General features: G+C 70.5%; 19 protein-coding genes and 1 pseudogene. 8 read left to right on the forward strand and 12 right to left on the reverse strand.

What is annotated here, in order from left to right:
• Positions 1-9 precede the first annotated feature (9 nt).
• From DFR72_RS38250 to DFR72_RS38270, 5 genes are read left to right on the forward strand one after another with little or no spacing between them, the layout of a single operon-like run.
• Complete coding sequence (locus tag DFR72_RS38250; RefSeq protein WP_090071741.1) at positions 10-966, forward strand: AAA family ATPase; 957 nt, start codon at positions 10-12, stop codon at positions 964-966.
• The gene (locus tag DFR72_RS38255) at positions 963-2,132 is read left to right on the forward strand and encodes a DUF58 domain-containing protein (RefSeq protein ID WP_211335672.1); all 1,170 of its coding nucleotides are present in this window, start codon (positions 963-965) and stop codon (positions 2,130-2,132) included. The genes DFR72_RS38250 and DFR72_RS38255 overlap by 4 nt, the downstream gene beginning before the upstream one ends.
• A complete protein-coding gene (locus DFR72_RS38260) occupies positions 2,129-4,339 on the forward strand; it encodes a transglutaminase TgpA family protein (protein ID WP_090071737.1) in 2,211 nt (736 codons plus the stop codon). The genes DFR72_RS38255 and DFR72_RS38260 overlap by 4 nt, the downstream gene beginning before the upstream one ends.
• 20 nt (positions 4,340-4,359) lie before the next feature.
• Positions 4,360-6,909 (forward strand): PKD domain-containing protein, encoded by a 2,550-nt coding sequence (locus DFR72_RS38265; protein WP_114773917.1) that lies wholly within the window; start codon positions 4,360-4,362, stop codon positions 6,907-6,909.
• 12 nt (positions 6,910-6,921) lie between these two features.
• Positions 6,922-9,519 (forward strand): PKD domain-containing protein, encoded by a 2,598-nt coding sequence (locus tag DFR72_RS38270; protein ID WP_114773919.1) that lies wholly within the window; start codon positions 6,922-6,924, stop codon positions 9,517-9,519.
• A gap of 18 nt (positions 9,520-9,537) precedes the next feature.
• Here DFR72_RS38270 and DFR72_RS38275 read toward each other — a convergent pair whose 3' ends face one another.
• The 3 genes from DFR72_RS38275 to DFR72_RS38285 are packed head-to-tail and all read right to left on the reverse strand — an operon-like array spanning position 9,538 to position 12,444.
• Positions 9,538-10,923, reverse strand: coding sequence for a toll/interleukin-1 receptor domain-containing protein (locus tag DFR72_RS38275; RefSeq protein ID WP_090071732.1), 1,386 nt, complete (start codon positions 10,921-10,923; stop codon positions 9,538-9,540).
• A gap of 37 nt (positions 10,924-10,960) precedes the next feature.
• Positions 10,961-11,950: a hypothetical protein gene (locus DFR72_RS38280; protein WP_090071730.1), complete on the reverse strand. Its 990-nt coding sequence runs from the start codon at positions 11,948-11,950 to the stop codon at positions 10,961-10,963.
• Positions 11,947-12,444, reverse strand: a complete 498-nt coding sequence (locus DFR72_RS38285; RefSeq protein WP_090071728.1) for a magnesium transporter CorA family protein — start codon at positions 12,442-12,444, stop codon at positions 11,947-11,949. The genes DFR72_RS38280 and DFR72_RS38285 overlap by 4 nt, the downstream gene beginning before the upstream one ends.
• 217 nt (positions 12,445-12,661) lie before the next feature.
• Between DFR72_RS38285 and DFR72_RS38290 the strand changes: the two genes are divergently transcribed.
• Together DFR72_RS38290 and DFR72_RS38295 are read left to right on the forward strand one after the other, a co-directional pair.
• On the forward strand, positions 12,662-12,985 hold the full coding sequence (locus DFR72_RS38290; protein WP_177224639.1) for a hypothetical protein: 324 nt from the start codon (positions 12,662-12,664) through the stop codon (positions 12,983-12,985).
• 246 nt (positions 12,986-13,231) lie between these two features.
• Positions 13,232-13,663 carry a helix-turn-helix domain-containing protein gene (locus tag DFR72_RS38295; protein WP_090071726.1) on the forward strand — a complete coding sequence of 144 codons (432 nt, stop codon included), beginning with the start codon at positions 13,232-13,234 and terminating at the stop codon, positions 13,661-13,663.
• Here DFR72_RS38295 and DFR72_RS38300 read toward each other — a convergent pair.
• The 3 genes and pseudogenes from DFR72_RS38300 to DFR72_RS47275 all read right to left on the reverse strand — a co-directional run.
• Positions 13,617-14,693 (reverse strand): MAB_1171c family putative transporter, encoded by a 1,077-nt coding sequence (locus DFR72_RS38300; RefSeq protein ID WP_143086967.1) that lies wholly within the window; start codon positions 14,691-14,693, stop codon positions 13,617-13,619. The genes DFR72_RS38295 and DFR72_RS38300 overlap by 47 nt on opposite strands.
• Positions 14,686-15,189, reverse strand: a complete 504-nt coding sequence (locus tag DFR72_RS38305; RefSeq protein WP_090071722.1) for an ImmA/IrrE family metallo-endopeptidase — start codon at positions 15,187-15,189, stop codon at positions 14,686-14,688. Before DFR72_RS38305 ends, DFR72_RS38300 begins: the two co-directional genes overlap by 8 nt.
• 33 nt (positions 15,190-15,222) lie before the next feature.
• Positions 15,223-15,354, reverse strand: a pseudogene (locus DFR72_RS47275) (NAD(P)-dependent alcohol dehydrogenase); the annotation flags it as partial.
• On the opposite strand from DFR72_RS47275, the gene DFR72_RS38315 reads away from it, so the two are divergent.
• Positions 15,311-15,532 carry a helix-turn-helix domain-containing protein gene (locus tag DFR72_RS38315; protein ID WP_245983817.1) on the forward strand — a complete coding sequence of 74 codons (222 nt, stop codon included), beginning with the start codon at positions 15,311-15,313 and terminating at the stop codon, positions 15,530-15,532. The pseudogene DFR72_RS47275 and the gene DFR72_RS38315 sit on opposite strands and share 44 nt — an antisense overlap.
• Here the strand turns inward: DFR72_RS38315 and DFR72_RS38320 are convergent.
• From DFR72_RS38320 to DFR72_RS38340, 6 genes are all read right to left on the reverse strand, one after another.
• Positions 15,444-16,544: a serine hydrolase domain-containing protein gene (locus DFR72_RS38320; protein WP_211335673.1), complete on the reverse strand. Its 1,101-nt coding sequence runs from the start codon at positions 16,542-16,544 to the stop codon at positions 15,444-15,446. The two genes, DFR72_RS38315 and DFR72_RS38320, sit on opposite strands and share 89 nt — an antisense overlap.
• Before the next feature lie 81 nt (positions 16,545-16,625).
• Positions 16,626-16,793 (reverse strand): hypothetical protein, encoded by a 168-nt coding sequence (locus DFR72_RS46015; RefSeq protein WP_170176588.1) that lies wholly within the window; start codon positions 16,791-16,793, stop codon positions 16,626-16,628.
• Between the two features lie 16 nt (positions 16,794-16,809).
• On the reverse strand, positions 16,810-17,388 hold the full coding sequence (locus DFR72_RS38325; RefSeq protein WP_090071720.1) for a hypothetical protein: 579 nt from the start codon (positions 17,386-17,388) through the stop codon (positions 16,810-16,812).
• Between the two features lie 2 nt (positions 17,389-17,390).
• Positions 17,391-17,783: a hypothetical protein gene (locus DFR72_RS38330; protein ID WP_090071718.1), complete on the reverse strand. Its 393-nt coding sequence runs from the start codon at positions 17,781-17,783 to the stop codon at positions 17,391-17,393.
• Positions 17,784-17,988: 205 nt separating this feature from the next.
• On the reverse strand, positions 17,989-18,657 hold the full coding sequence (locus DFR72_RS38335) for a phosphoribosylformylglycinamidine synthase subunit PurQ (RefSeq protein ID WP_090071716.1): 669 nt from the start codon (positions 18,655-18,657) through the stop codon (positions 17,989-17,991).
• Positions 18,654-21,437 (reverse strand): AIR synthase-related protein, encoded by a 2,784-nt coding sequence (locus tag DFR72_RS38340; protein WP_114773921.1) that lies wholly within the window; start codon positions 21,435-21,437, stop codon positions 18,654-18,656. The genes DFR72_RS38335 and DFR72_RS38340 overlap by 4 nt, the downstream gene beginning before the upstream one ends.
• Between the last annotated feature and the right edge of the window lie 161 nt (positions 21,438-21,598).

Here is a 21,598-nt window from a genome sequence, read left to right on the forward strand (position 1 = left end):
GGCGTTGAAGTGTCCGATGCGGCGATTTTCCAGCGCAGGTTCGAGGCGCTGGCCGCGAACGTCGAGGACTTCATCCGCGGCAAGCCCGAAGTGGTCAGGCTCGCGCTCGTGTGCCTGCTCGCCGAGGGACACCTGCTGATCGAGGACGTACCGGGCGTGGCGAAGACCTCGCTCGCCAAGGCGATCGCGCGCTCGATCGCGGGCGCGGAGGTGAAGCGCATCCAGTTCACCCCCGACCTGCTCCCGTCCGACGTGACCGGCGTGCAGGTGTACGACCAGGGCCGCTCGCGCTTCGAGTTCCGCCAGGGCCCCGTCTTCACCCACATCCTGCTGGGCGACGAGATCAACCGGGCCTCCCCCAAGACCCAGTCGGCACTGCTGGAGGTCATGGCCGAAGGCCAGGTGACCGTCGACGGCCGCCCGATCCCGGTGCCCTACCCGTTCCTGTGCATCGCCACCCAGAACCCGGTGGAGCACCAGGGCACCTACGCCCTGCCGGAAGCGCAGTTGGACAGGTTCATGATGCGCATCAGCATCGGCTACCCCGAGAACCTGGCCGACGAGGTCAGCATCCTGTCCTACGGCGTCACCCGCCGCCGCCCCGACGAGCTCAAGTCCGTGATGGAGCTCGACGACCTCCGCCTGATGATCCGCGCGGTCCGCGAACAACGCGTGGCCGACGACCTCCGCGAGTACGTCGCCCGCCTCGTCCGCGCCACCCGGGTCCACCCGGACGTGGAGCTGGGCGTGAGCCCGCGCGGCGGCATCTCCATGATCACAGCAGCCCAGGCCTACGCGCTCTCCGCCGGTCGTCCCTACGTCACCGCCGACGACGTGAAGGCGGTGGCCGTGCCGGTGCTGAACCACCGCCTGCTGCTCACCCCGGAAGCCCGCATCCAGCAACGCACCGCCGAGGCGATCCTGACCGAGGTCCTGGCCACGGCGCCGGTGCCGGCGGGCCGATGAGCGCCGTTTCCCGGCTCCGCAGAACCGGGCTGACTTCGACCGGCGCCTGGATGGCGCTCGCCGCCGTGTGCCTGACCGGCGCCGGCACGTGGGCGGACTACCCGGAACTGGTGACGCTCGGCCTGGCCGCGACGGGCGCCCTGCTCGTCGCCGCCCTGTGGCTGCTGGCAACGCCCAAGCTGACGACCGTGCGGGAAGTCCGGCCGAGGCGTGTGTTCGAGGGCAGCGCCGCCCAGGGCACGCTGACCGTGACGAACGTGGGCAGGCGGGGAAGCCCGCCGCTGGTGATCACCGAGACGCTCGGAGGAGACCGCACGACCGTCACCGTGCCCGCGCTGGCCGCGGGCCACGACTGCACGGTCAGCTACCCGCTCCCGGTCGGACGGCGCGGCCGCTACACGATCCCACCTGTGCGGCTCGGGCACTCCGACCCGATGCGACTGCTGCAGCGCGGCCGCGCGGCCGGGTCCGAACTCGTCGTGCACGTCTACCCGCGCGTGCACCTGCTGGCCATGAACACGTTCGGCGGAGCGCAGGACGCCGAAGGCCACACGACCAGCAACGCTCCGCTGGGCGGGGCGGCGTTCCACAGCCTGCGGGAGTACGTGCCCGGCGACGACTGGCGGCGCATCCACTGGGGCGCGACGGCCAGGACCGGCACGGTCATGGCCCGCCACGTGGTGGTGCCCGACGAGCCGCGCCAGCTGATCGTGCTGGACACCAGTTCCGCGCCGTACACCGGGACGCTCTTCGAGGACGCGGTCCGCGTCGCCGCGTCGTTCTGCGTCGCCGCCGAGGGATCGAGCCTGCCGCTGCACCTCCGCACCACCGGCGGGGCGGAGCGGGAGTCGAGCGGTACCGCGCTGGAGCTCCTGTCCACCGTGCAGCGGGACAGCGCCGATCGGGGACTCGCCGCGCTGCCCGACCTGGTGCGGGACGTGGTCACCGACACCCAGGGCGTCGCCCTCGTCGTCGTCACGGGTCGCACGGACGCCGCGGCCTCCCAGTTGCTGATGTCTTTGCGTCCCCGGTTCCTCTCGGTCAGCCTGGCCCAGCTCGTCTCGCCGGACGCGGCGTTGCCGGCCAGGCCGCACGGGGTGCTCGCGATCGCCGCGGCGAACAGCGAGCAGTTCGCCACGAGCTGGAACCGGCTGGTGCTGCGATGAACTGGCAGAGGTTCGCGCCGGGCGACACGGCCGAGGTGGTGCTCGCCGTGGTGACCGCGGCGGCGGGAATGCTCGTGTACCAAGGGTTCTTCGCCACCTCCGATTACCTCCCGGTGCTCGCGCTCGCGTGCCTCGCGGGCGCGCTGACGGCCGCGGCGGGCCACCGGCACATGTGGGCGACGGCGGTACTGGGCTCCCTGGGACTAGCCGTCGTCATGGTCTACGGAGTGTTCGGCGGCGCCGCTTCCGCCGTCTTCAGCGGAACGCGCGGCAGCTGGAACCGCCTGCTCACCGTGACCGCTCCCGCCGACAGCTGGCCCGAGTTGCTGGCGGCGCCGGCGCTGGTGACGTGGGCGGTAACGTTCTCGTCGGTCCTGCTCGTCCTGCGGACACGCCACCCGCTGGCACCGCTCGCCCCGCCACTGGCCGGTTTCCTGTTCGCTCTCCTGGCCGTCGGCAACCAGGCAGGCGGCCATCTGGCCGCCACCGTCGTGTTCCTGCTCGCCGCGCTGCTCCTGATCACGGTCCGCACTCATCGAGGCAGTCCGGTGCGCACCGGACGCCCGTCCGGCAGGCCGGTCGTCGCCCTCGCCCTCGTGGCCGCGATGGTCGCCGCCAGTGCGTTGTCCGGTGTCGTCGGCGGGCAGGTGCTGCCCTTCGCGTCTGGTGCTCACCGCTTCGACCCACGCGACGTGCTGGCCCCGCCGGTCCTCGGCACCGACACGCTGACCCCGCTGGCAGAACTGAAGAAACAGCTCAACGAGAACCCGCCCCGCCCGCTGTTCGTCGTGCGAACGGACGCCGCGACCGCCTCGAAGTTCGACAGGATCCGCACCGCGGCCCTCGACCGGTTCGACGGCACCACCTGGACCGCGGACGACACCTACCGCGTGGCCGGGAGCCGCCTCACCGTCGACCCGGACATGACGAATCGAAAGCAGGTGAAGATGCGGGTCGAGTTGCAGGAGCTCTCCGGCCCGTACCTGCCCGTCGTCGGCTGGCCGTCCCGGTTGGACGTGCAGGCCGGGACCGGTGGGAGGTTCGGGTTCGACCCGGATTCGGGTGTGGTGGTGCGCAGCGGTTCGAACTCGCCGGGGTTCAGCTACGACCTCACGGCCGAGACCAACCAGGGGCTCGACGAACCGGGACGGCCCACACCGGCGGCGAACCACTCGGCTGCGCTTCCCGGCGGCATTCCCGATTCGGTCAACTCGCTGGCGGCGAAGGTCCGCGAACGCCACGCGAACGCCGCTGAATCCCAGCTCTTCTTCCTCGAGCACGAACTGCGGAACCTGAGCTACCGGCTGGACCGGCCTCCAGGGCACTCCTACGCCGCGATCAACCGCGCGCTGCTGGGAGAAACCGGCGGGAACGCGGAGCAGTACACCGCCGCGTTCGCGGTGATCGCCAGGATGTGGGGGTTCCCGGTCAGGGTCGCGGTCGGCTACCGCCTGCGTTCTCCCCAGGACGGCGTCTTCCGGGTCACCACCGCGGACGCCCACGCCTGGGCCGAGGTGCACTACGCCGGACTCGGCTGGGTCAAGTTCGACCCGACCGGTGACAACACCGCGAGCACGCCGCCGCCACCGGAGGAGCCACCCCGCGTGGTCCCGCCGCAGGTCGCCCCACCGACTGAGGCTCAAGTTCCCGCGCCGCAGGCGGAAGCGGAATCCGTCGTCGCACCGGAGGCGTGGGCGCTGCGCTGGAGCGATGTCCTGAACGGCACGCTGGTCCTGATACCGGCGTCGGTTCTGCTCCTGCTGTTCGCCGGCGCGCTGGTGACACTGGGCAAAGCCGGCCGCCGCAGGCGCAGGCGCAGCGGTGAGGACAACGCGGCACGGATTCTCGGAGCGTGGCACGAACAGCTCGACCGGCTGACCGAACGCGGCATCTCGCCACCTGTCTCACTCACGTTCCACGAGGTGGCGCTGCACGTACGAGGCAGGCTCGGTGACACGGCGAACCCGATCGCCGAGACCGCTCGGCTGGCGACCACGGCGATCTACGCACCGGAACTCCTCGGCCAGCCGGAATCCGATCAGGCCTGGGAACACGAGGCGCGGCTGAACGCTGTGCTCCACCAGCGACGCCTGTCCGTCGCACGGGTTCGCGCGGCGGTGGACCCGCGTCCGTTGTGGACCTCGTGGGGCGCCACGCGGCGCAGGCGGCAGGCGGGCGAGAGGCTGGAAACGGGGCGGTACCAATGAAACCGAGACACGTCCGAGTCATGCTCTCCGTCATCGCCGCGCTGACCGGCGCTGTCGTGGTGGCGGGCCCCGGGTACGAGACCTCCCAGGCGCGGATGCACTCCGGGGCGGTGTGGCTGGCGTCCGAACGGGTCGGCCAGGCGACGCTCGTGGACGGCGCGTCCGCCGAGGTGAAGGCCCAGGTGGTGGTCGGCGATCCGAGCACGGCCCTGAACGTCACCCAGCAGGGCGACGCCGCCCTGGTCCTGGACGAGAGGACCGGCGCGCTGCGCCGGGTCGACAGCGCCACCGAAGAGGTCACGCCGACGGTGTCCGTGCTGCCCGCGAGCGACGGAGTGGTCGTGCTGCCCTCACCGGACGCGCTGCGGGTGATCGACGTCCACAGTGGGGTCGCCGTGGCGGCCGACCCCGTGACGCTGGCGCCGATCGGCGAACCCGAGCGACTGGCCGGGAGGATCAGGCCGGGCAGCGGCGTCGTCGACGGCGAAGGCCGGGTGTGGGCGATCGACGACGAGACCGGCGACGTGGTCTGGCTGAGCGAGGGCGAGCGGCGAGTCCGTGCCGCGGGCACCGGCAACGGCCGTCTCGCGATCACCAAGGGCCTTCCCGCGCTGGTGGACCCCGAGCACGGCACCGTTCAGCTGATCCACCCCGAGAGCGGGGGCGTCAGCCGCACGCTGCGGCCGGAACTCCGTCCCGAAGACGACGTGGTCGTGAGCGGCTCCCCCGGCCTCGCCAGGGTGCTGATCGTGATTCCTTCCCGCGGTGAACTGATCACGTGCACCTTCGACGCCGGCTCCTGCACCGCGCCCGTGAAAGTCGCCGCCGCGGGTGCCGGCCTCGGCGCCCTGGTCGAGGTCGACGACCACGCGGTGGTGCCCGACCACTCGACCGGACAGGTGACGATCGTCGATCTCGGCACGTCCCGGGTGGTGGCCCAGCGGCGGCTGTTCGATCAGCCGGCCCCGTTCGAGCTCATCACCCGCGACGACATCGTCTTCTTCAACGACCCGGAGAGCTCCAAGGCCGGCGTCCTCGATCTGTGGGGCGACGTGCGCACGATCACCAAGTACGCCGACGACCCCGCCACGCCCGCCCTCCCGCAGGTGTCCGAGGGCAAGCCGTCGGACGACGTGAAGAAGACTGGCAGGCAGACGCCGGACGCCGGGCTGGGACTGCCCAGCCTGAGCGGTGATCCCGGCCGGCGAGTTCCAGGCCCCACGGCGTCCATCCTGGTCAAGCCCGGCAACCGCGGTGAGATCGGCGACGAGTTCGAGTTGACCTTCGTGCTGCAGCCTGCCGTCAACGCGACCATCGGGTGGTCGTTCGGCGACGGAGCCGGCGCGTCTGGCTTCTCGGCCCGGCACAGGTGGACCGAGCCGGGCACCTACGCCGTCCGCGCGACCGCGACGTTCGGCACGGGCAAGCAGGCCGTGGCGGAGACGAGGGTGATCGTGGACCCGCCGGACTCCCCGCCGGCCATCACCGAGCTCAACGTCCGGCGGCCGAAACCGGTGGTCGGCGAGCCGGTGGACTTCAGTGCCGACACCACCCGCGATCCGGACCGCTGGGAGTGGACCGTCATCAGGGCCGGCAAGCCGGCACCCGAGATGACCGCGCGGACGGCCGAGTTCTCCCACGCGTTCACCGCAGCCGGCCAGTACGTCGTCACGCTCACGATCGCCAAGGGATCCCGGACCGCTCAGTCGTCTCGGCAGTTCAGCGTGGGACAGGGCTCCGTCAAAGCCTGGGGCCGCGAAGTCGAACGCCTCGCGCTCGAACCTCCGCGGGAGGCGGAGAGCGGGGTGATCGCGATCGACGCGGGGCTGAACCACGTCCTGGCGTTGAAAGCGGACGGCCGCGTGATCGCCTGGGGCGACAACGCGTTCAGACAGTCGGACGTGCCCCCGCAGGCATTGAGCGGCGTGACCGCGATCTCCGCCGGTGGAGATCACAGTCTCGCGCTGAAGGCCGACGGCTCCGTCATCGCCTGGGGCAGCAACGACGGCGGAGAGTCGGACGTGCCGGACGAGGCCCAGCACAACGTTGTCGCCATCTCCGCCGGGTCGTTCGACAGCATGGCGTTGAACGAGGACGGCCGCGTGATCGTGTGGGGTCCCAGCTCCTCCTTGCAACCGGTGCCCGAGGCAGCGACCAGCGGTGTGATCGGGATCGAAGCCGGGTTCCCGAGGTGCACGGCGTGGAAGGAGGACGGCTCCATCATCGTCTGGCCGTTCGGGGAAGAGGCGTCCGGCCGGATCGACGGTGAAGTACGAGCAGCCGGCTTCTCGGAAAGTGTCACCCTGGCGCTGGGCGAGAACGGTTCGGTCACCAGCTGGGGCTTCCTCTCGTCCCCCCTCGCCTTCGTTCCTGAGGCGGCCAAGAGTGGCGTTGTCGGGCTGAACTTCGGTCAACAACACGTCCTGGCGCTGAAGAACGACGGCACCATGCTCGGATGGGGCCTCGAGTACGACTTCGAGCCCCCGCCGCCGCCCGAGTACAACCGCGGGGTGACAGCCGTCGCGGCGGGCAAGGGGTTCAACCTGGTCCTGCAGGACGGGCTCAACTGACCGATGAGACCGATGAAGCGACGGGCGCGGCTGCTGGGCGCGCTCACCGCCGTCGCCACTGCCGCCACGGCCGTTCTGGTGGTGGGGCCCGGCTACGACGCGGCAGAGGTGCGCATGCACTCCGGCACGGTCTGGCTCGCGTCGGCCCGGACCGGTGAGGTGACGCTGGTGAACGGCGCCGCCGCCGAGGTGGTGGCCCGCGTGCCCGTAGCCGCTCCGGACACGGACCTGACCGTCACCCAGCGGGACGGCTCCGCCGTGGTGCTCGACCGGAAGACGGGCTTGCTGAGCGGTGTCGACGGCGCCAGCGAACGGGTCACCCCGGCGGGAGCCGCACTGGCGGCGAGTGACGGGCTGGTCGTGCTGCCGTCACCGAAGGCGCTGCACGTGGTCGACGTCCACAGTGGAATGTCGGCGGCCGTCGACCCGGCGACGCTCGCGCCACGAGGCGAGCCGGTGCGGCTGGCGGGGTCGATCAGGCCCGGCAACGCCGCCGTCGACGAGCAGGACCGGGTCTGGGCGGTCGACGACTCGACCGGTGACGTGGTCTGGCTGGAAGACGGGCGACGGCGGACCCACGCCGCGACGAAGAACGCCCGCCTGACGATCACCGGGGGCTGGGTGGCGCTGGTGGATCCAGATCGTGGCACGGCCGGACTGCTGGACCCCGCCACCGGTGCGATCACGCGGTCGGTGCGGCTCGGCGTGCCCGCCGGCGACGAACTGGCGATCGGGGGAACCACCGCTGAGGAACGACTGCTCGTCGCGATCGGCAGCAGCGGTGAACTGGTGTCGTGCACGTTCGGCACCGGCTGTGCCTCGCCCGTGAAGGTCTCCGCCGCAGGTGCCGAACTCGGGAAGCCGGTCGAGGTCGGCGGCCACGCGGTGGTTCCCGACCTCTCCACCGGGCAGGCGACGATCGTCGACCTCGTCCACTCGAGGGTCGTCGCCCAGCGCCAGTTGTTCGACCAGCCCGTCGAGTTCGAGCTGATCGCCCACGACGACGTCGTCTTCTTCAACGACCCTGGCGGTGACACGGCCGGGGTGCTGGACCTGACCGGCGGCGTCCGAACGATCACCAAGTACACCCGGGAGCCCGTCAGGGGCGACGTCCGGCCGTCACCCGACCCGCGCGCGCAAGCGGACCCGGCGAAGAAGATCGATCGCCGTGAGGGCCGGCACCTGGGCCTGCCCGGACAGACGGGTCAGCCCTCTCCGCCGACACCCGGCGCGCCTCCCGCGGCGTCCATTGTGGTCAGTCCGCGCTCCCACGGCGTGGTCGGTGAAGAGTTCGAGCTGACGATGGTGTCGCCATCGGCGTCCGCGGCACCGGCGAGCTGGTCGTTCGGTGACGACGCACCGGCGGGATCGGGCACCACCGTCCGCCACAGCTGGCAGCGGACTGGCAGCTTCACCGTCCGTGCCACCGCGTCCCTCGACGGCGGGGGCACTGCGCAGGCGGAGACCACGGTGACGATCACCGAGCCGGGGGCCCCGCCGAGCATCACCCGAATCGCGGTCCAGCGGCCGAAGCCGGTGATCGGCGAGCTGGTGCGCTTCGGCGCTGAGACCACCGGGCGGCCGGACAGCTGGCGGTGGACCGTCACCAGAACCGGTTCGGCCACGCCCGAGGCCACCGCCGGCACCGCCGAGTTCGACCACAGGTTCTCGAGCGCCGGCGCCTACACCGTCTCACTCATCATCACGACCGGCACGGCGACCTCGCGGTCGTCCCGCGAGGTCACGGTCGCACGTGGAGCGGTCAGGTTCTGGGGTCGCACCATCGACGTCGACATGACCCCGCCGGAATCGGTCTCCAGCGGCGTGATCGCCATCGACGCCGGCGGCCAGCACGCCTTGGCGCTGAAGGCGGACGGTTCTGTTATCGCCTGGGGCTCCAACTACTCCACCGAGTCGGACGTGCCTGAGGAGGCGTTGAGCGGTGTGGTCGCGATCGCCGCGGGCTACCAGCACAGTCTGGCGCTGAAAGCCGACGGATCCGTCCTCGCCTGGGGCATCAGCGAGTACGGGGTCACGGACGTCCCACCGGACGCCCGGCACGACGTGATCGCGATCGCCGCCGGAGTCCTGCACAGCGTGGCGTTGAAGAGAGACGGCAGTCTGGTCGCGTGGGGCGTCTTGTGCTGCGCCGGCCAGTGGAGTTGGACGCCTCCGCCGTCCCTCACCGGAGCCACCGCCATCGCCGTGGGAGGGATGCACAGCATGGCCGTGCGAGCTGACGGCACAGTGGTCAGCTGGGGTGACACCAGCCAGTACACCTGCGACCCTCCCGCGCCGATGCACGACGTCCGCACCGTCGCGGGAGGGTACGGGCCCTGTCTGGCGCTGCGGACGGACGGCACGCTCACCGGCTGGGGACTGGACAACAACGGCCCGTTCTCCGTCCCACCCGCCGCACAGCACGACGTCGTCGCGGTCGACGCGCATGTTCAGCACGTGCTGGTGCTGAAGACGGATGGTTCCGTCATCGGCTGGGGCCTGGACATGGGGTACCCCGTGTCCCCCGTGCCGCCCGTACCGGCCGAGCTCGACCACGGAGTCATCGGCATCGCCGCCGGCGGCTCGTACGGCCTGGTCCTGCTGGAGTGATCCGCGCCCGCCGGTCGGTCAGGAGTACCGGGCGCGGGTGGCCTGGCGCAGCTCGCGCCAGGCCACGGCAACGTTGTCGGGCTCCCCGCCGAACGCCCCGGCGCGCAGCAGCACCGAGTCGGCGTCCAGCCGCGCGGCGTTGCGCTGGTAGATGACGGAGTCGTCGTGGTCGAGGCGCACCGCGAACTCGCCCAGCGACGAGAACGGCGCGTCGTGCAGTTCCAGCAGGCTGCGCAGGAACTCGTAGTCCGCGAACGCCCACTCGAACGCCGGGCCGTCCACGACGTTGAAGAACACGCGGCTGAGCACCTGTCTCAGTTGCACGCTCAGCGCCTGGTGAGGAGGCGCACCGCCCCAGGTGGGAAGTGCTGCCGCGTGCCGCGGGTCGACCACGTTGCGCAGCGCCAGTTCCCGCAGCACCGGCGTCGTGCGGCCGTCCGCGGAGGTGGCCGCGGTCCGGCACAGCAGGCGGTGCAGGAGGTCCTCCCTGTTCGCCACCGTGGCGGCGACGCCGATCACGCAGGTCAGCAGCAGCGCCGGGTAGGCCGAGGCGTTGACCCACACGTCGCGCGCGCCGTGGTGCCGCGGCTGCCTGCGCAGGAAACGTTCGACCAGGCCGGTCCACACCTCGTCGTGCCGCCGGTCGCCGGACCGCACGCCGATGGCGACGAGACGCAGCAGCGGGGCCAGGTCGTGCTCGTAGCCGGTGAGCCGCTTCTCCAGGTCGGAGGGCAGGTCACTGTCGTGGAGGTGACCGGTGGTGGGGTACCGGACTTCCGTGAGCAGTTCGAGCGCCGCCGATGCCGCCGCCTGAACGCGCTCGTGGACAGACAGTCCCAGCGGTTCGGACAGGGCCTGGCGGAACTCGGTGATCGGGCTGCGCAGCTCACCCTCGGCCGGGCGGCCGGGGCGCGGGGCGGACGACGGGCGCGGTGCGACGAGTTCCGGCACCAGCTCGACCAGTTCGTCGACCAGGCGCGGCAGGTCCAGGTCGTCGCTGCGGTGGTGGATGCGCAGGTACTGGCAGCGGGCCACGCGCTGCAACGCGTCGGGCAGGTCGGCCTCCCGCAGCGGGTCGATGCCGTCCATCAGGACCGGGATGACCCGTAGGCCGCAGTCGAAGGCCTCGAGGATCTCGCGGCGCACCCAGTCGTCGGGCTTGTCGAGGCGGCGGACGCCCTCACGGTCCACGGCGTGCACCCAGCGGGGGCCGATGAGGGCCAGGAGGACCTCGCACCGGCGCAGGCCGCTCAGGATCTCGCGGGAGAAGTCCTCGCCGAGGCGGATCGACTGGCTCGCGTAGAAGACCTGGTCACCTCCGAAGCGCGCGCTCAACTCCCGCTTGACCAGGGCAGCCGCCCATTCACCGTCACCGGTGCGGTAGTTGACGAACACGCCAGGCATCGCCCTAACCCTCTCACGTGAGGCTGTGGCGAGGAGATTACTGACCGCCTCCAAAGCGGTTTCCCACCCGGCGCTCTTCGCGGGCCTGCTCGACGCGTTCCTCCAGTGCCGCGAACCACTCGCGGCCCGGTGCGCCGCAGTGGTCGCGGATCTCGTGCTTGAGGTCGGAGGTGTTGGCGTTCAACGTGCGGACCATGCCGAGTCCCTCGTCCACGTGAGTCCGCAGCTCGCCCTGGGAGCGGGCCAGGTGTGCCGCGGCGGCCCTCATCTCGGCTCGGGCGCGGCTGCTCACGGTCAACTGGTAAGGCGCGCGCCGGGCGTGGCGGACGAGGCTCGCCATCGTGCGCAACGAGTTCTGCGCCGAGTGGTAGGCGATGTGGGCGGTGTCGGCGCACTGGTAGGACTCGCGGTGGAACACCCGCAGGGAGTGGAACTCGACGCCGGGCCGCTCCGAACGCTGGAGCTTCTCCACGCGGGCGCGCACCTGCTGGGCCTGGCGGCGCACCCGGTCGTTCTGGGTGCGGACGCGCCGCAGCGCCTGGTCGGCCTCGGTGGCCGCCGCCCGCACCTCCTCGACGGTGACCCTGCGGGCACGGCGGTCCCAGAGCCTCATCACGACCAGGACGGCGACGCCGATCAGCGCCGCGGTTCCGAAGAGCGTGGTGCCGTCGTCGACGACGTGGTCGCCGGGGAGGGAAGGCCACTTCCGCAGGAACACGTGGACGTTCACGGCGGCCAGCAGCACCAGGCCGCGCACCAGGAAGCCCGTCCAGCGCCGGATCGGTGGTGAGCGGCGCAGCCGGCCGTGGCGGTTCAGCGCGAACCGGACCAGCAGCGCGGCCATCGGCACCGCCACGGCGCAGCCCCAGAGCCACTCCTGCAGGTGCACCGCGTGTTCGGGCAGGCCGTCGACGACGATGCGCGCCGCGACCGCGGGCGACACCAGCACGACCGCAAGCGGCATCACGAGGACCAGGGCGAGGAACGCGAACGCGCACCCGCCACAGCCCCGCTGGTCGCGGCTCACCGGGTGCGGCGCGGCTTGGTGCGGCGGGCGGGTGCGAGAGCGGCCGCGCCGGATCCGTTGAGGACCTTGTCGATGACGTCCGCGACGCCTCCGGTGAGTTCGGAGTGGTGCTGCACGAGCATGGTGGTGAAGTGCTGGGTCAGGTCGATGTAGGCGCGGCGTTCCGCCAGCTCCAGTCCCGGCTTCACGGTCGCGCGCTGCATGTTGACCATGCACTCCCGCAATGCCGACGCGCTCCTGTCGGCCCGGCCCAGTTCCTTCCGCATGCTGCGCAGGGTCGCCGTGGACTCCCGCCGGCGCTGGTCCAGCAGCGCCAGCTTGACCTCCTTGTCGTCCACGGCCTTCGCCTCGCTGAGGCGGCGAATCTCGGTGGCCAGGGCGTACGACTCGGCGACGCACCGGCCGGCGTCGCCGAGCGGGCTCAGCTGCTCGGCGACACGTGACAGCGCGTCGGTGAAGCCGACTCGGCGACCCTCGACAGTGACCAGACCCATGGAAATCTCATCCTGCCGCCCGCGCGCGGCGTTACACCCCGAACGAACTCGGTCACGGATCTACGGCGACGCTGGCCTTGGGACGGGTTTCCGGAATCCCGCGAGCATCTCCTGCGCGTTCTCTGCGGGATCTGACGCTCTGTGGCATCTGACGCAGACATCCGCGGCCCGTGGCGATTTCCTGGGGACACAGTTCGCCGAGCCCGCAGGAGCCGTCATGAAGCGCCGTTCACTGCCCGACCCCGACTCGCGCACTCAGGTCCTGCGGGCGCGTCGCAAGTACACGGAGCAGGTCCTGCTCACCGTCGTCTTCACCTTCGTCCAGCTGTGGGCGATCGTGGCCGTCGTCGTGCTGCTGGAAGCTCGCGGCGTGCTGGCAGTCGCCGTCGCCGTGGTGCTGTCGGCGTCGTTGATCGCCCTCTGGGACACCTGGCGCACGCTGCTGATGTTCGGCCGGGCGTTGCGCTCCTGGCTGCCGGACGAGCTCCCCGCCGTGGACGCCGAACCGCCGCGACGGCCGTCGAACCTGGTGCGCCTGTAGGTGCCCGGCGTGGCCCCGGCGGGGGGCGGGGCCACGCCACCCCCAGTGACGTGGCCCCGCCTCACCGCCGCTGGTCCGGAACCGGCTGTGCCGTCCGGACGCACCGTTGACTGACGTGAACCAGAAGTCGAGCGGATCCACAGCAGTCGAGGCGGGGCAAGTTAACCTTGGTCCACCCCTGATCGTCAACCGGTGTGAATGCGGTATTGTTGTGATTCACACCAGTCAAAACGTGAGGTGGGCTGGATGACCGAGCGTGAGAAACCTGAGCCGCACACACTGGCCGCACGGCTGGAGTACCTGTTCCGCTCCATCCGGGCGTCCGGGCAGCGCGAGTACAGCAACGAGGACGTCGCCGAGGCGATCACCCGTGACCAGGGCGTGACGATCTCCGCGTCCTACCTCTGGTACCTGCGCACCGGCCAGCGCGACAACCCCACGCTCAAGCACCTCACCGCGCTGGCGACGTTCTTCGGCGTGCCGGCCGCGTACTTCTTCGACGACGCCGTGCGCGAGCAGGTGGAGGGCGAGATCGCGCTCGTCACCGCGTTGAAGGACAACGGCGTCCGCGAGGTCGCCATGCGGGCGGCCGGGCTGTCGGACCGCAGCCTCGACACGATCACCGAGATCATCAACCGCGTGCGTGAGCTGGAAGGCCTGCCGCCGAAAGAGTCCTGAACTCGCGGGCGACGGCGGTCAGCCCGGCGACGTCGAGCGCGGGCAGACCGGCCGGACCACCCTCGACGGGCTCCTCCCTGGCCTTCGCCGCCAGCGCGGCCGCCAGCGCCGCGGCTTCACCGTCCTGCTCGGCGATCGCGGTGTCCCAGTACGCGCGCAACGCCAGCCGCCCGTCCAGGATCTCGATGACGCACCGGTAGAGGCGCAGGTCGATCGGCACCCGGACGCCCGGCGGCATGAGCGCGATGCCCGGCATGACGTCGTAGCAGGCCCGCCACAACGGCTGAAGCGTGCGGTACGTGCGGTACTGCTCGAACTGGGGACCCCACAGGTAGGCGGTCATGCCCACGACGAGCAGCACGAGGACGAGCCCCGACAGCGTCGTCGACACCGGCCCCTCCTCCCAGGGCGGCGTGACGTCGAGCCGCGTTCCCAGGGCGTACACGGCCTTGTGCGAGGTGTACGCGAACCCGACCAGGCTCGCGATCGACCACAGGCGCAGGGCGAACCTCATCGGCCCCTCCCGCGCACTGGCCGCGAACCGCCGTGTGAGCCGGAAGACGTCCGCCAGGACGAAGGCGAAGTAGCAGAGGTAGGCGAGCAGGTACTCGGTCACGAACGGCGCCTTGGCGTACGCCCGGACGAAGTCCTCCGCGTCGTCTCCGGGAGAGGCCAGCAGGAACAGCGTGGTCATCGCGACGAGCGCGGTGCCCGCCGTCGCGGTCCGAAGCACGATCACGCGCGCTGTCAGCCCCGCCGCATGAGCGACGAACATGTTCAGCCAGAACACGCTGACCACGATGAACACGGGCTGCACCAGCCGCACGAGGCTCGGCGACTCGGCCAGCCAGGGAATCCGCAGGTAGAGCGGCGGGAGCCCGACCGTGAAACCCAGTGCCAGGAAGAACAGCGCGAGGCACACGGCCACGCTGCCGAAGCTCCGCGACGGCCGCCGCACGAGGACGAAGACCCGGTACGCCGTGCAGGCCCACAACAGCACCACGACGAGGATGTGGAACGCCCTAAGCACTCAGCACCTCGCGCAGCCTGGCCAGCCCCGGAGGGGCGTCGGCATCCGGCGTGACGGTGACCTCGAACCCGGCCCGCACGAGCACGAGCGTGGCGAACAGCTCTGCCTCCTGCTCGTGCTCGTTGTCGTAGCTGTCGCGGCACAACAGCTGCCGCACGACCTTCGGGTCGAGGTTCGGCGCGAGCAGGCGCGCGGTGAGGTCGTCCAGCTCGGCGACCCCGGCGTGCTCGAACACCATGTGCCCGATCTCGTGCAGGACGATGTGCGCGCGATGCGCCTCGCCCACGGACTCGTCGTAGAAGATGTAGTCCGCCTTCTTCGCGGCCACCCACAGCCCGGACGGGTTGGAGGTGCGCGAAGTCAGCGCGAGCAGGTGCAGAGGCCTGCCGCGCTGCTCCGCAAGCTGCTCGCACAGGGCCGTGACGTCGAGCGGTGTGCTGATGCGCAGTCGCCGGATCTCTTCCTCACAGCGCTTCCGCACCCGCGCCAAGTCCACGGCCCCATTCTAGTGGGCCGCCCCGGCGTGGAATCACGGCGTGAGGATCGCCCTGCCGCGCACCCGTCCGCCGTCGAGGTCGTCGATCGCGTCCTGCAACCGGTCCAGCGGGTACTTCTGGGTGTGCAGCGTCACCTTCCCCTGCGCCGCCAGCACCATCAGCTCGCACGCGCCGGGCGCGACGATCGCGCAGGCGTCCGCCGAGCTCGGCATCGGGCGGGCGACGATCTACCGCAAGATGGCGCAGTACGGCATCAAGGCCGACCAGCTGCAGGGCTGGTCGCAGCGTTCGCGATCCTCAGCGTCATCAGCTGCTGGGCGTCGTTGCGAGCCGTCGGCGTGAACGAGTACGCGATGCGGCGCTGCTGGTCCCGCGTCGAGAACAGGCCCGCGTTGTACCCGTACTGCTCCCCCGTCTTCCCCCAGACCGTGACGCCGTTGATGGTGAACGTCTGCAGCCCGGTGCTGTACGCGGCGGGCCGTCCGTCCACCATGGACACCTGCGGGAGCGTGAACAGCTTCTCCTGCAGGGCGGGCGGCAGCAGGTCGCCGTCGAACAACGCCTCGGCGAACCGGGTGAGGTCACCGGTCGTGGAGATGATGTCGCCCTCGCCGTAGGACTTGGACGTGTTGAAGTCGGAGACGTCGACCAGGCCCTGACCGGGCACGTCCAGGTAGCCGTGGACGTGCGCCCCGCGGATGCCCGTCTCGTTGCGGCCGGGGACGTAGGTCTTGGTGAGCCCGAGAGGACGCGCGATGCGCTTGTCGACCTCGTGACCGTAGCCGTGGCCGGTGACCTTCTCGATGATCATCGCGGCGAGCACGTAGTTGATGCCCCGGTACTCCTGCCGCGTGCCAGGGGTGAACTTCGGCTCGGTGGCCGGGATCATCTTCAGGCGCTGGTCCGGCGCGTACCGGTCGTAGCGGTGTTCGAGGACCTTCTCCGGCGTGCTCAGGTCGGGGAAGCCGACCTCGAACGGGATCCCGCTGGTGTGGTCGAGCAACTGCCCGACCTCGACCTCGTCCAGCGTCGGCGGCAGGTCCGGGAGGTAGTGCCGGACGGGCGTTTCCAGGCCGATCTTCTGCTCCGCGGCGAGCTGCAGCACGACCGTCGCCACGAACACCTTGGTGACGCTGCCGATCCGGAACCTGTCGTCCGGCCGGACCGGGCGCTGCGTCCGCCGGTCCGCGACGCCTTCGGTGCCGTACCAGCACCCCGCCGAACCCGAGACCCGCAGCTGCGCGGACGTCGCCGCCGGGTTGTCCAGGTCGGCGATGGCCGCGCGCAGCAGTTCCGGCTGCAGCGGAGGTAAGGGAGTCACCGCGACCATCGCCGCGATCAGGAGTGATTTCATGATCACCACGGTGCCGTGGTGACCATGCCGCGACCATGGCGCTGGCCCCCGCGCTCGCGGTAGGGCCAGCACCAGGCGAGCTCAGTCGACCTGCTGTGTCTGCTGTGAACGCAGGCGGAGGTCGGCGTCCATCGCCTTCTTGCGTTCCTCTTCGCGCCTTCTTCGGATCTTCTCCTGCTCCTCCGCGAACTTCCTGTCCTCGTGGGCGGGAGGGCTTCCGACCAGGTTCGGGGGTTGGCTGTAGTCCATGGCTTCTCCTGTTCATTCAGGTGCCGAGAAGGGACTTCAGGGCCTTCGACAGCCCTACTCCCTTGGCGTGGTGAATCCTCCGACCCGGTTCGCGGTCACCCCAGATCTTGGTGCCGCGCCCGTGGGTGCCCTGCTCCATGCTCCGGTCGGCGAAGTCGAGCCGGACGACCTTGTCCTCGGTCATCTCCTTCGCCGTGCGATCTGTTTCAAGCCGCGTCGTACTGTCCGTCCAGCGGGTGAACTCCTCCCAGCACCAGATCGTCCACAGGCTGCCGTCGGTGCGCAGCACCCAGTAGTTCTGCTCGTGGTACTCGGTGTATTTCCCACGCGCATGGGTTTCGATGTGGTGGTTGGTGCTGTGCAAGATCCAGTAAGGCCCGATCACCTGTTCGTTCACCCGCACGGACTTCGTCGTGTGGACGATCTCCGTGCGCATTCCCAGAAAGCCGGCCCGTCTCGTCTCAGTCGACGGCACGGACTTGCTCACCTGATGGGTCATCTCCGGGCTCGGACGCACGGTGGTCTGCCTCGCCACCCGCTGGGCGAACTGCCGAAGCCGCGCCAAGTCCAGGATCGTGGCGTCGTACTGGGTCACGACTACCTGCCGGTCAGCAGCCTCGTCAGAGCCGACGTGAGCCCCGCGCCCTTGACGTCACCTTTGGGGCGCCGCTTGTCCGGGTCTCGGTCGGTGGCGACCGATATCCCGTCATCGAACGAGTAGTACTTCGCCTCGAAGTCGAGCAGCGCGTCGTCGTCGCTCATCGGACTGATCTCGGGCGCCCCGTAGCTCTCGGTTCGTTTGGCGAGGTTGAGAAATCCACCGCGCACTTCGCGAGTCCTGACCGTCTGCACGGTCACGGAGTGCGTCTCGCGAGCCACCTTGGTCTCGCGGGCGGTGCGCCGGGAGAGCTGCCGCAGCCGTTTCCAGTCGATCCGGCTCCTGTCGCAGCCGTTGAACGGCAACCGCGTCAGCTCCCGCAACCCACGCACGTGCCCCCAGGGATCTTGACCGTGTTGCACTTCCCGCACTTGACGGTGTCTCCCACAACTACCTCCCACGTCGACTCACTGATGCCACGTTCCGTCGGAAGCGACCGGAGTTCCGTTACGCCTCTCACTCGCCTGGCCCATCAACGAAAAACGGCCGGTGCTCACGGAAATCGTGAGCACCGGCCGTGGCGAAGGCCCTGGGACGTCAGCGAACCGCGCGGACACCGTTCTCGAAGAACGCCAGCCGGACCTCGCGGTCCATCGCGCGCTCCGGGTGGTCCATCAGCCCGAACGCCAGGCCGTCGGCGCTCGTGATGCCCGCGATGTCCTCGAACGACCCGTCGGGGTTGGAGTCCTTCTCGTACCGCAGTGCGACGCGGTAGCCCTCGGTCTCGCTACCCGGGTCGAACCGGCCCTCGCCGTGCGCGCACGGGAAGGACAGGGTCTGACCGCCCAGGCCGGCGAGCCACGGGCTGTCGTTCTCGGCGTCGACGACGTGCCGCTGGTTCTCCTCGTTGCGGAACGTCCCGGCGCTGTTGACCTTCAGGCCGACCTTGCCGAAGCAGCCTCCGCGCACGGCGATCTGGAAGCCGTTGCAGATGCCGATCAGCGGACGGGTGCGGCAGGCCTCGAACTGGTCGGCCAGGTGGCTGCGCAGCAACGCCGCGGCCACCGCGCCACCACCGAGGTGGTCGCCGAACGAGAACCCTCCGGGGATGCAGAGGATGTCGGCGTCGTCGAGCCGTTCGGTGCCCGCCAGCAGGTCGGCCGCGAACCGCATCCGCGGCTGCGCACCCACCTCGGCGAACGCTCGGACGGTCTCCTCCTGGCAGTTGGTGCCGGGCAGGTACAGGACGTTGACGGTCGGCTTCATGCGATCCTCGCCGTGAACGAGTTGAGCCAGCCGTCGCGCGCGGCCGGGGCGAACAGGTCGACGCCGTCGAGCACGATTCCGGTGCCTTCCAGCGTGCCTTCGAGGACACCGAGGACGACCGGGCTGAGCTCGGCGGGCAGGGCGGCGACGTTGTCGGGGGCGACCTCGACGACAGCGCCGACGCGGTGCTCGGCGAAGAGCGACTCGGTGGTCGCGGACTCCAGCTTGACGCCGATGCCGCTGGCCAGCACGCCCTGGGCGAGCGTGGCCGCGACGCCACCGGCACCGATGCGGGCACCGCTGCGCAGCAGGTTCCTGCTCGCGGTGAGCGCGCTCAGGTAGCTGTCCACATCGGACAGTGCCAGGTCGTCGAGCGCGCCGGTCGGCAGGCTGAGCTTGCGGGCGGCGACCGTGCCGACCGGGGAGCTCGTGGCCAGGCCGACGCGGACCAGGACGTTGCCCGGCGTGGTCCACTGCTCGCGCAGCAGGGCGTCGGTGTGCGGCACCTTGCCCAGCGCGCTGAGGAACACCGCGGGCGGCACGCTGACGAGGCCCTCGTCGGTGTGCACCGAGCCCGCCGACGAGTCCTTGCCCGAGATCAGCGGCACGCCGAAGTGGCGCACCAGCACGGCGAGCTCGTCGACCATGCCGACCAGCCACTCACGCCAGTGCGGCGACAGGTGCGGGGTGTAGAAGTTGTCGCACATGCAGACGTCCTTCACCGCCACGCCGGCGAGCACCTGGCCCGCGAGTGCCGAGCAGAACATCTGACGCGTGGCGGCGACCGGGTCGGCGTCGAACATCCACGGGTTGAACGCGGTGTTGAGCACCGCCGCGGCGGGCGAACCGGCGACCGGCGTACCGGCCCAGTAGGCCGTGCGGACCGAGTGCTCGGTGCCGTAGTGCGGGCCGTACCAGGTGTTGCCCTGGACCGTGGAGTCGTACTGCGAGTCGGCGAAGTGCTGCGAGGCCACCTCCGCGTCGGCGACGACCTCCTCGAGCAGCCCGGCGAGCTGCGTGGGTGCGAGTTCGGGCCACTCGGGCACGTCCGCCGGACGCGGGGGCGGGCCGACCTCCTGGCGTTCGACCTCGATGTCGAGCAGGTCGTACGCCACGTCGAAGCCCAGTTCGCCCTGGTGGGCGGGCACGACGTCCGGGGCGCCCGCGATCAGGGCCTCCTCGGTCAGGTCCGGGGCGTGGAACACGTGGTAGCGACCCGTGTCCGCGAACCGGCCGATGACCGTCGAGCGCACCATGTGGCGGTCGAGGATCTTCTTCGCCCGCTCCTGGTGCTCCGGCGGCACGGCGAGCAGCATGCGTTCCTGCGACTCGGACAGCAGGATCCGCCACATCGGCAGCGCCGCGGTCTTCAGCGGCACCAGCGCGGTGTTGATCCAGACGCCGCACGCCTCGCCGATCTCGCCGACGGCGCTGTTCAGGCCCGCTCCGCCGACGTCGGTGAGGGCGCTCATGCAGCCCGCTTCGCGCAGTTCGATCAGCGCCTTGCGGAACTTGACCTGCTCGAGCGGTGCGCCGATCTGCACGGCGGCCGTGTCCATCACGGCACCGGCGGAGCTCGCGGACGCGCCGTGGATGCCCTCGTTGCCGGTCAGGCCACCGATCAGCACCACGAAGTCACCGGGCCGCGGCGTGCCGCGCTGCGCCGCCGACACCGGGAGCAGGCCGATGCTGCCGCCGAGCGCGAACGGCTTGGCGCGGTACGCGGGGTGGAACGTCATGCGCGACGACATCATCGGCACGCCGAACGTGTTGCCGTACTCCTTGATCGCCCGGATCGTCTCGCCGGCGAGGCGGCGCGCGTCCGGCCGGCCCTTGATGGGCGCGGGCGCCTCGGGCTCACCGACGGCGGTGTACTCGAAACTGCCGATCGGGTCGGCACTCAGGCCGGTCCCCAGGATGTCGCGCAGCACGCCACCGAGCTTGGTCAGCTGGCCGAAGTAGCCGGAGATCGCCGACGGCCCGTTGTGCGTCTCGGCCTTGATGGCGATCGCGTGGCCGTCGTAGAAGTCCCAGACGCCGGCGTTGTCGTGGAACATGCTGAGCACGTTCGGGTTGTCGACGTCCTTCGCGGCCTGCACGAGCCGGCCGAGCAGGCTGCCGAGCGACTTCCACGTGGTGTGCGCGCAGTGGTCGCTCCACCGGGCGTCGAGCGCCTCCAGCAGGACGTCCGTGACGAACTCGTCCCCGAGCGTGTTCTGCACGTGCTGCACGTGCTTCATCTGCGCGAGCGACAGGTTGCGCCCACCCGCCGTGCCGAGCTCGGCGAGCTTCGTGTCGTCGAGCCCGCGCAGGTCGTACTGCACGGCCGACTCGTAGTGCCCCTGCGGCACGAGGGTGTCGTAGTGCGGTTCCTCGTCGTGCAGCTCTTCGATGGTCGCGTTGAACCGCGTGGAGACCACCAGGTCCCGCAGCCGCGGCGACTCCGACCGGTAGCTGGTGGCGACCTTGCCGGCACGGGCCTTGACGCCGAGCAGCCCGCACACGGTGATGATCGAGTCGCTCTCGTTGTCGACCACGCCGCGCTTGTAGGCGACCTGCACGGCGCCCGCGGGAAGCGGCTGGTCCAGGGAGACCTCGACGTCGAGCTGGTCACCGAGCACGGCGGCCACCTCGGCGAGCGCGGCGGCATCGGGCGCACTCTCGAACTCGACGTAGTAGTCGCGCCACACCTCGAGGTCGTCGAGCTCCCACGATCGGCCGAGCTCACGGATGTCGGGCTCCGCTACCCCCGCGGAGCGAACCGAGAACTTGTGGATCAACAATCCTCCTGGAGCTGAACGGTCGGGGGCAATTGTCCCCGGTAGCGACCGCGCTCGTGGAAGCACCCAGGCAACCGGGCGAGGTCGCACTGCGACACATGCAGCACCCTAGGCGTTGAGCCCTCCGCAGCCCGAATCGGCGGAGGGCGACGAGCGTCACT

This window comes from Lentzea flaviverrucosa (assembly GCF_003350445.1).
In the GTDB taxonomy this organism is placed as follows: Bacteria; Actinomycetota; Actinomycetes; order Mycobacteriales; family Pseudonocardiaceae; genus Lentzea; species Lentzea californiensis.

Excerpts from the sequence above, each read along its gene's own strand:
- DFR72_RS38335 (WP_090071716.1), bottom strand. The coding sequence starts at position 18,657 with ATGAAGCCGACCGTCAACGTCCTGTACCTGCCCGGCACCAACTGCCAG.
- DFR72_RS38275 (WP_090071732.1), bottom strand. The coding sequence starts at position 10,923 with ATGCCTGGCGTGTTCGTCAACTACCGCACCGGTGACGGTGAATGGGCG.
- DFR72_RS38265 (WP_114773917.1), top strand. The coding sequence starts at position 4,360 with ATGCTCTCCGTCATCGCCGCGCTGACCGGCGCTGTCGTGGTGGCGGGC.
- DFR72_RS38285 (WP_090071728.1), bottom strand. The coding sequence starts at position 12,444 with ATGGGTCTGGTCACTGTCGAGGGTCGCCGAGTCGGCTTCACCGACGCG.
- DFR72_RS38255 (WP_211335672.1), top strand. The coding sequence starts at position 963 with ATGAGCGCCGTTTCCCGGCTCCGCAGAACCGGGCTGACTTCGACCGGC.
- DFR72_RS46015 (WP_170176588.1), bottom strand. The coding sequence starts at position 16,793 with ATGGACTACAGCCAACCCCCGAACCTGGTCGGAAGCCCTCCCGCCCAC.
- DFR72_RS38320 (WP_211335673.1), bottom strand. The coding sequence starts at position 16,544 with ATGAAATCACTCCTGATCGCGGCGATGGTCGCGGTGACTCCCTTACCT.
- DFR72_RS38270 (WP_114773919.1), top strand. The coding sequence starts at position 6,922 with ATGAAGCGACGGGCGCGGCTGCTGGGCGCGCTCACCGCCGTCGCCACT.
- DFR72_RS38260 (WP_090071737.1), top strand. The coding sequence starts at position 2,129 with ATGAACTGGCAGAGGTTCGCGCCGGGCGACACGGCCGAGGTGGTGCTC.
- DFR72_RS38295 (WP_090071726.1), top strand. The coding sequence starts at position 13,232 with ATGACCGAGCGTGAGAAACCTGAGCCGCACACACTGGCCGCACGGCTG.
- DFR72_RS38290 (WP_177224639.1), top strand. The coding sequence starts at position 12,662 with ATGAAGCGCCGTTCACTGCCCGACCCCGACTCGCGCACTCAGGTCCTG.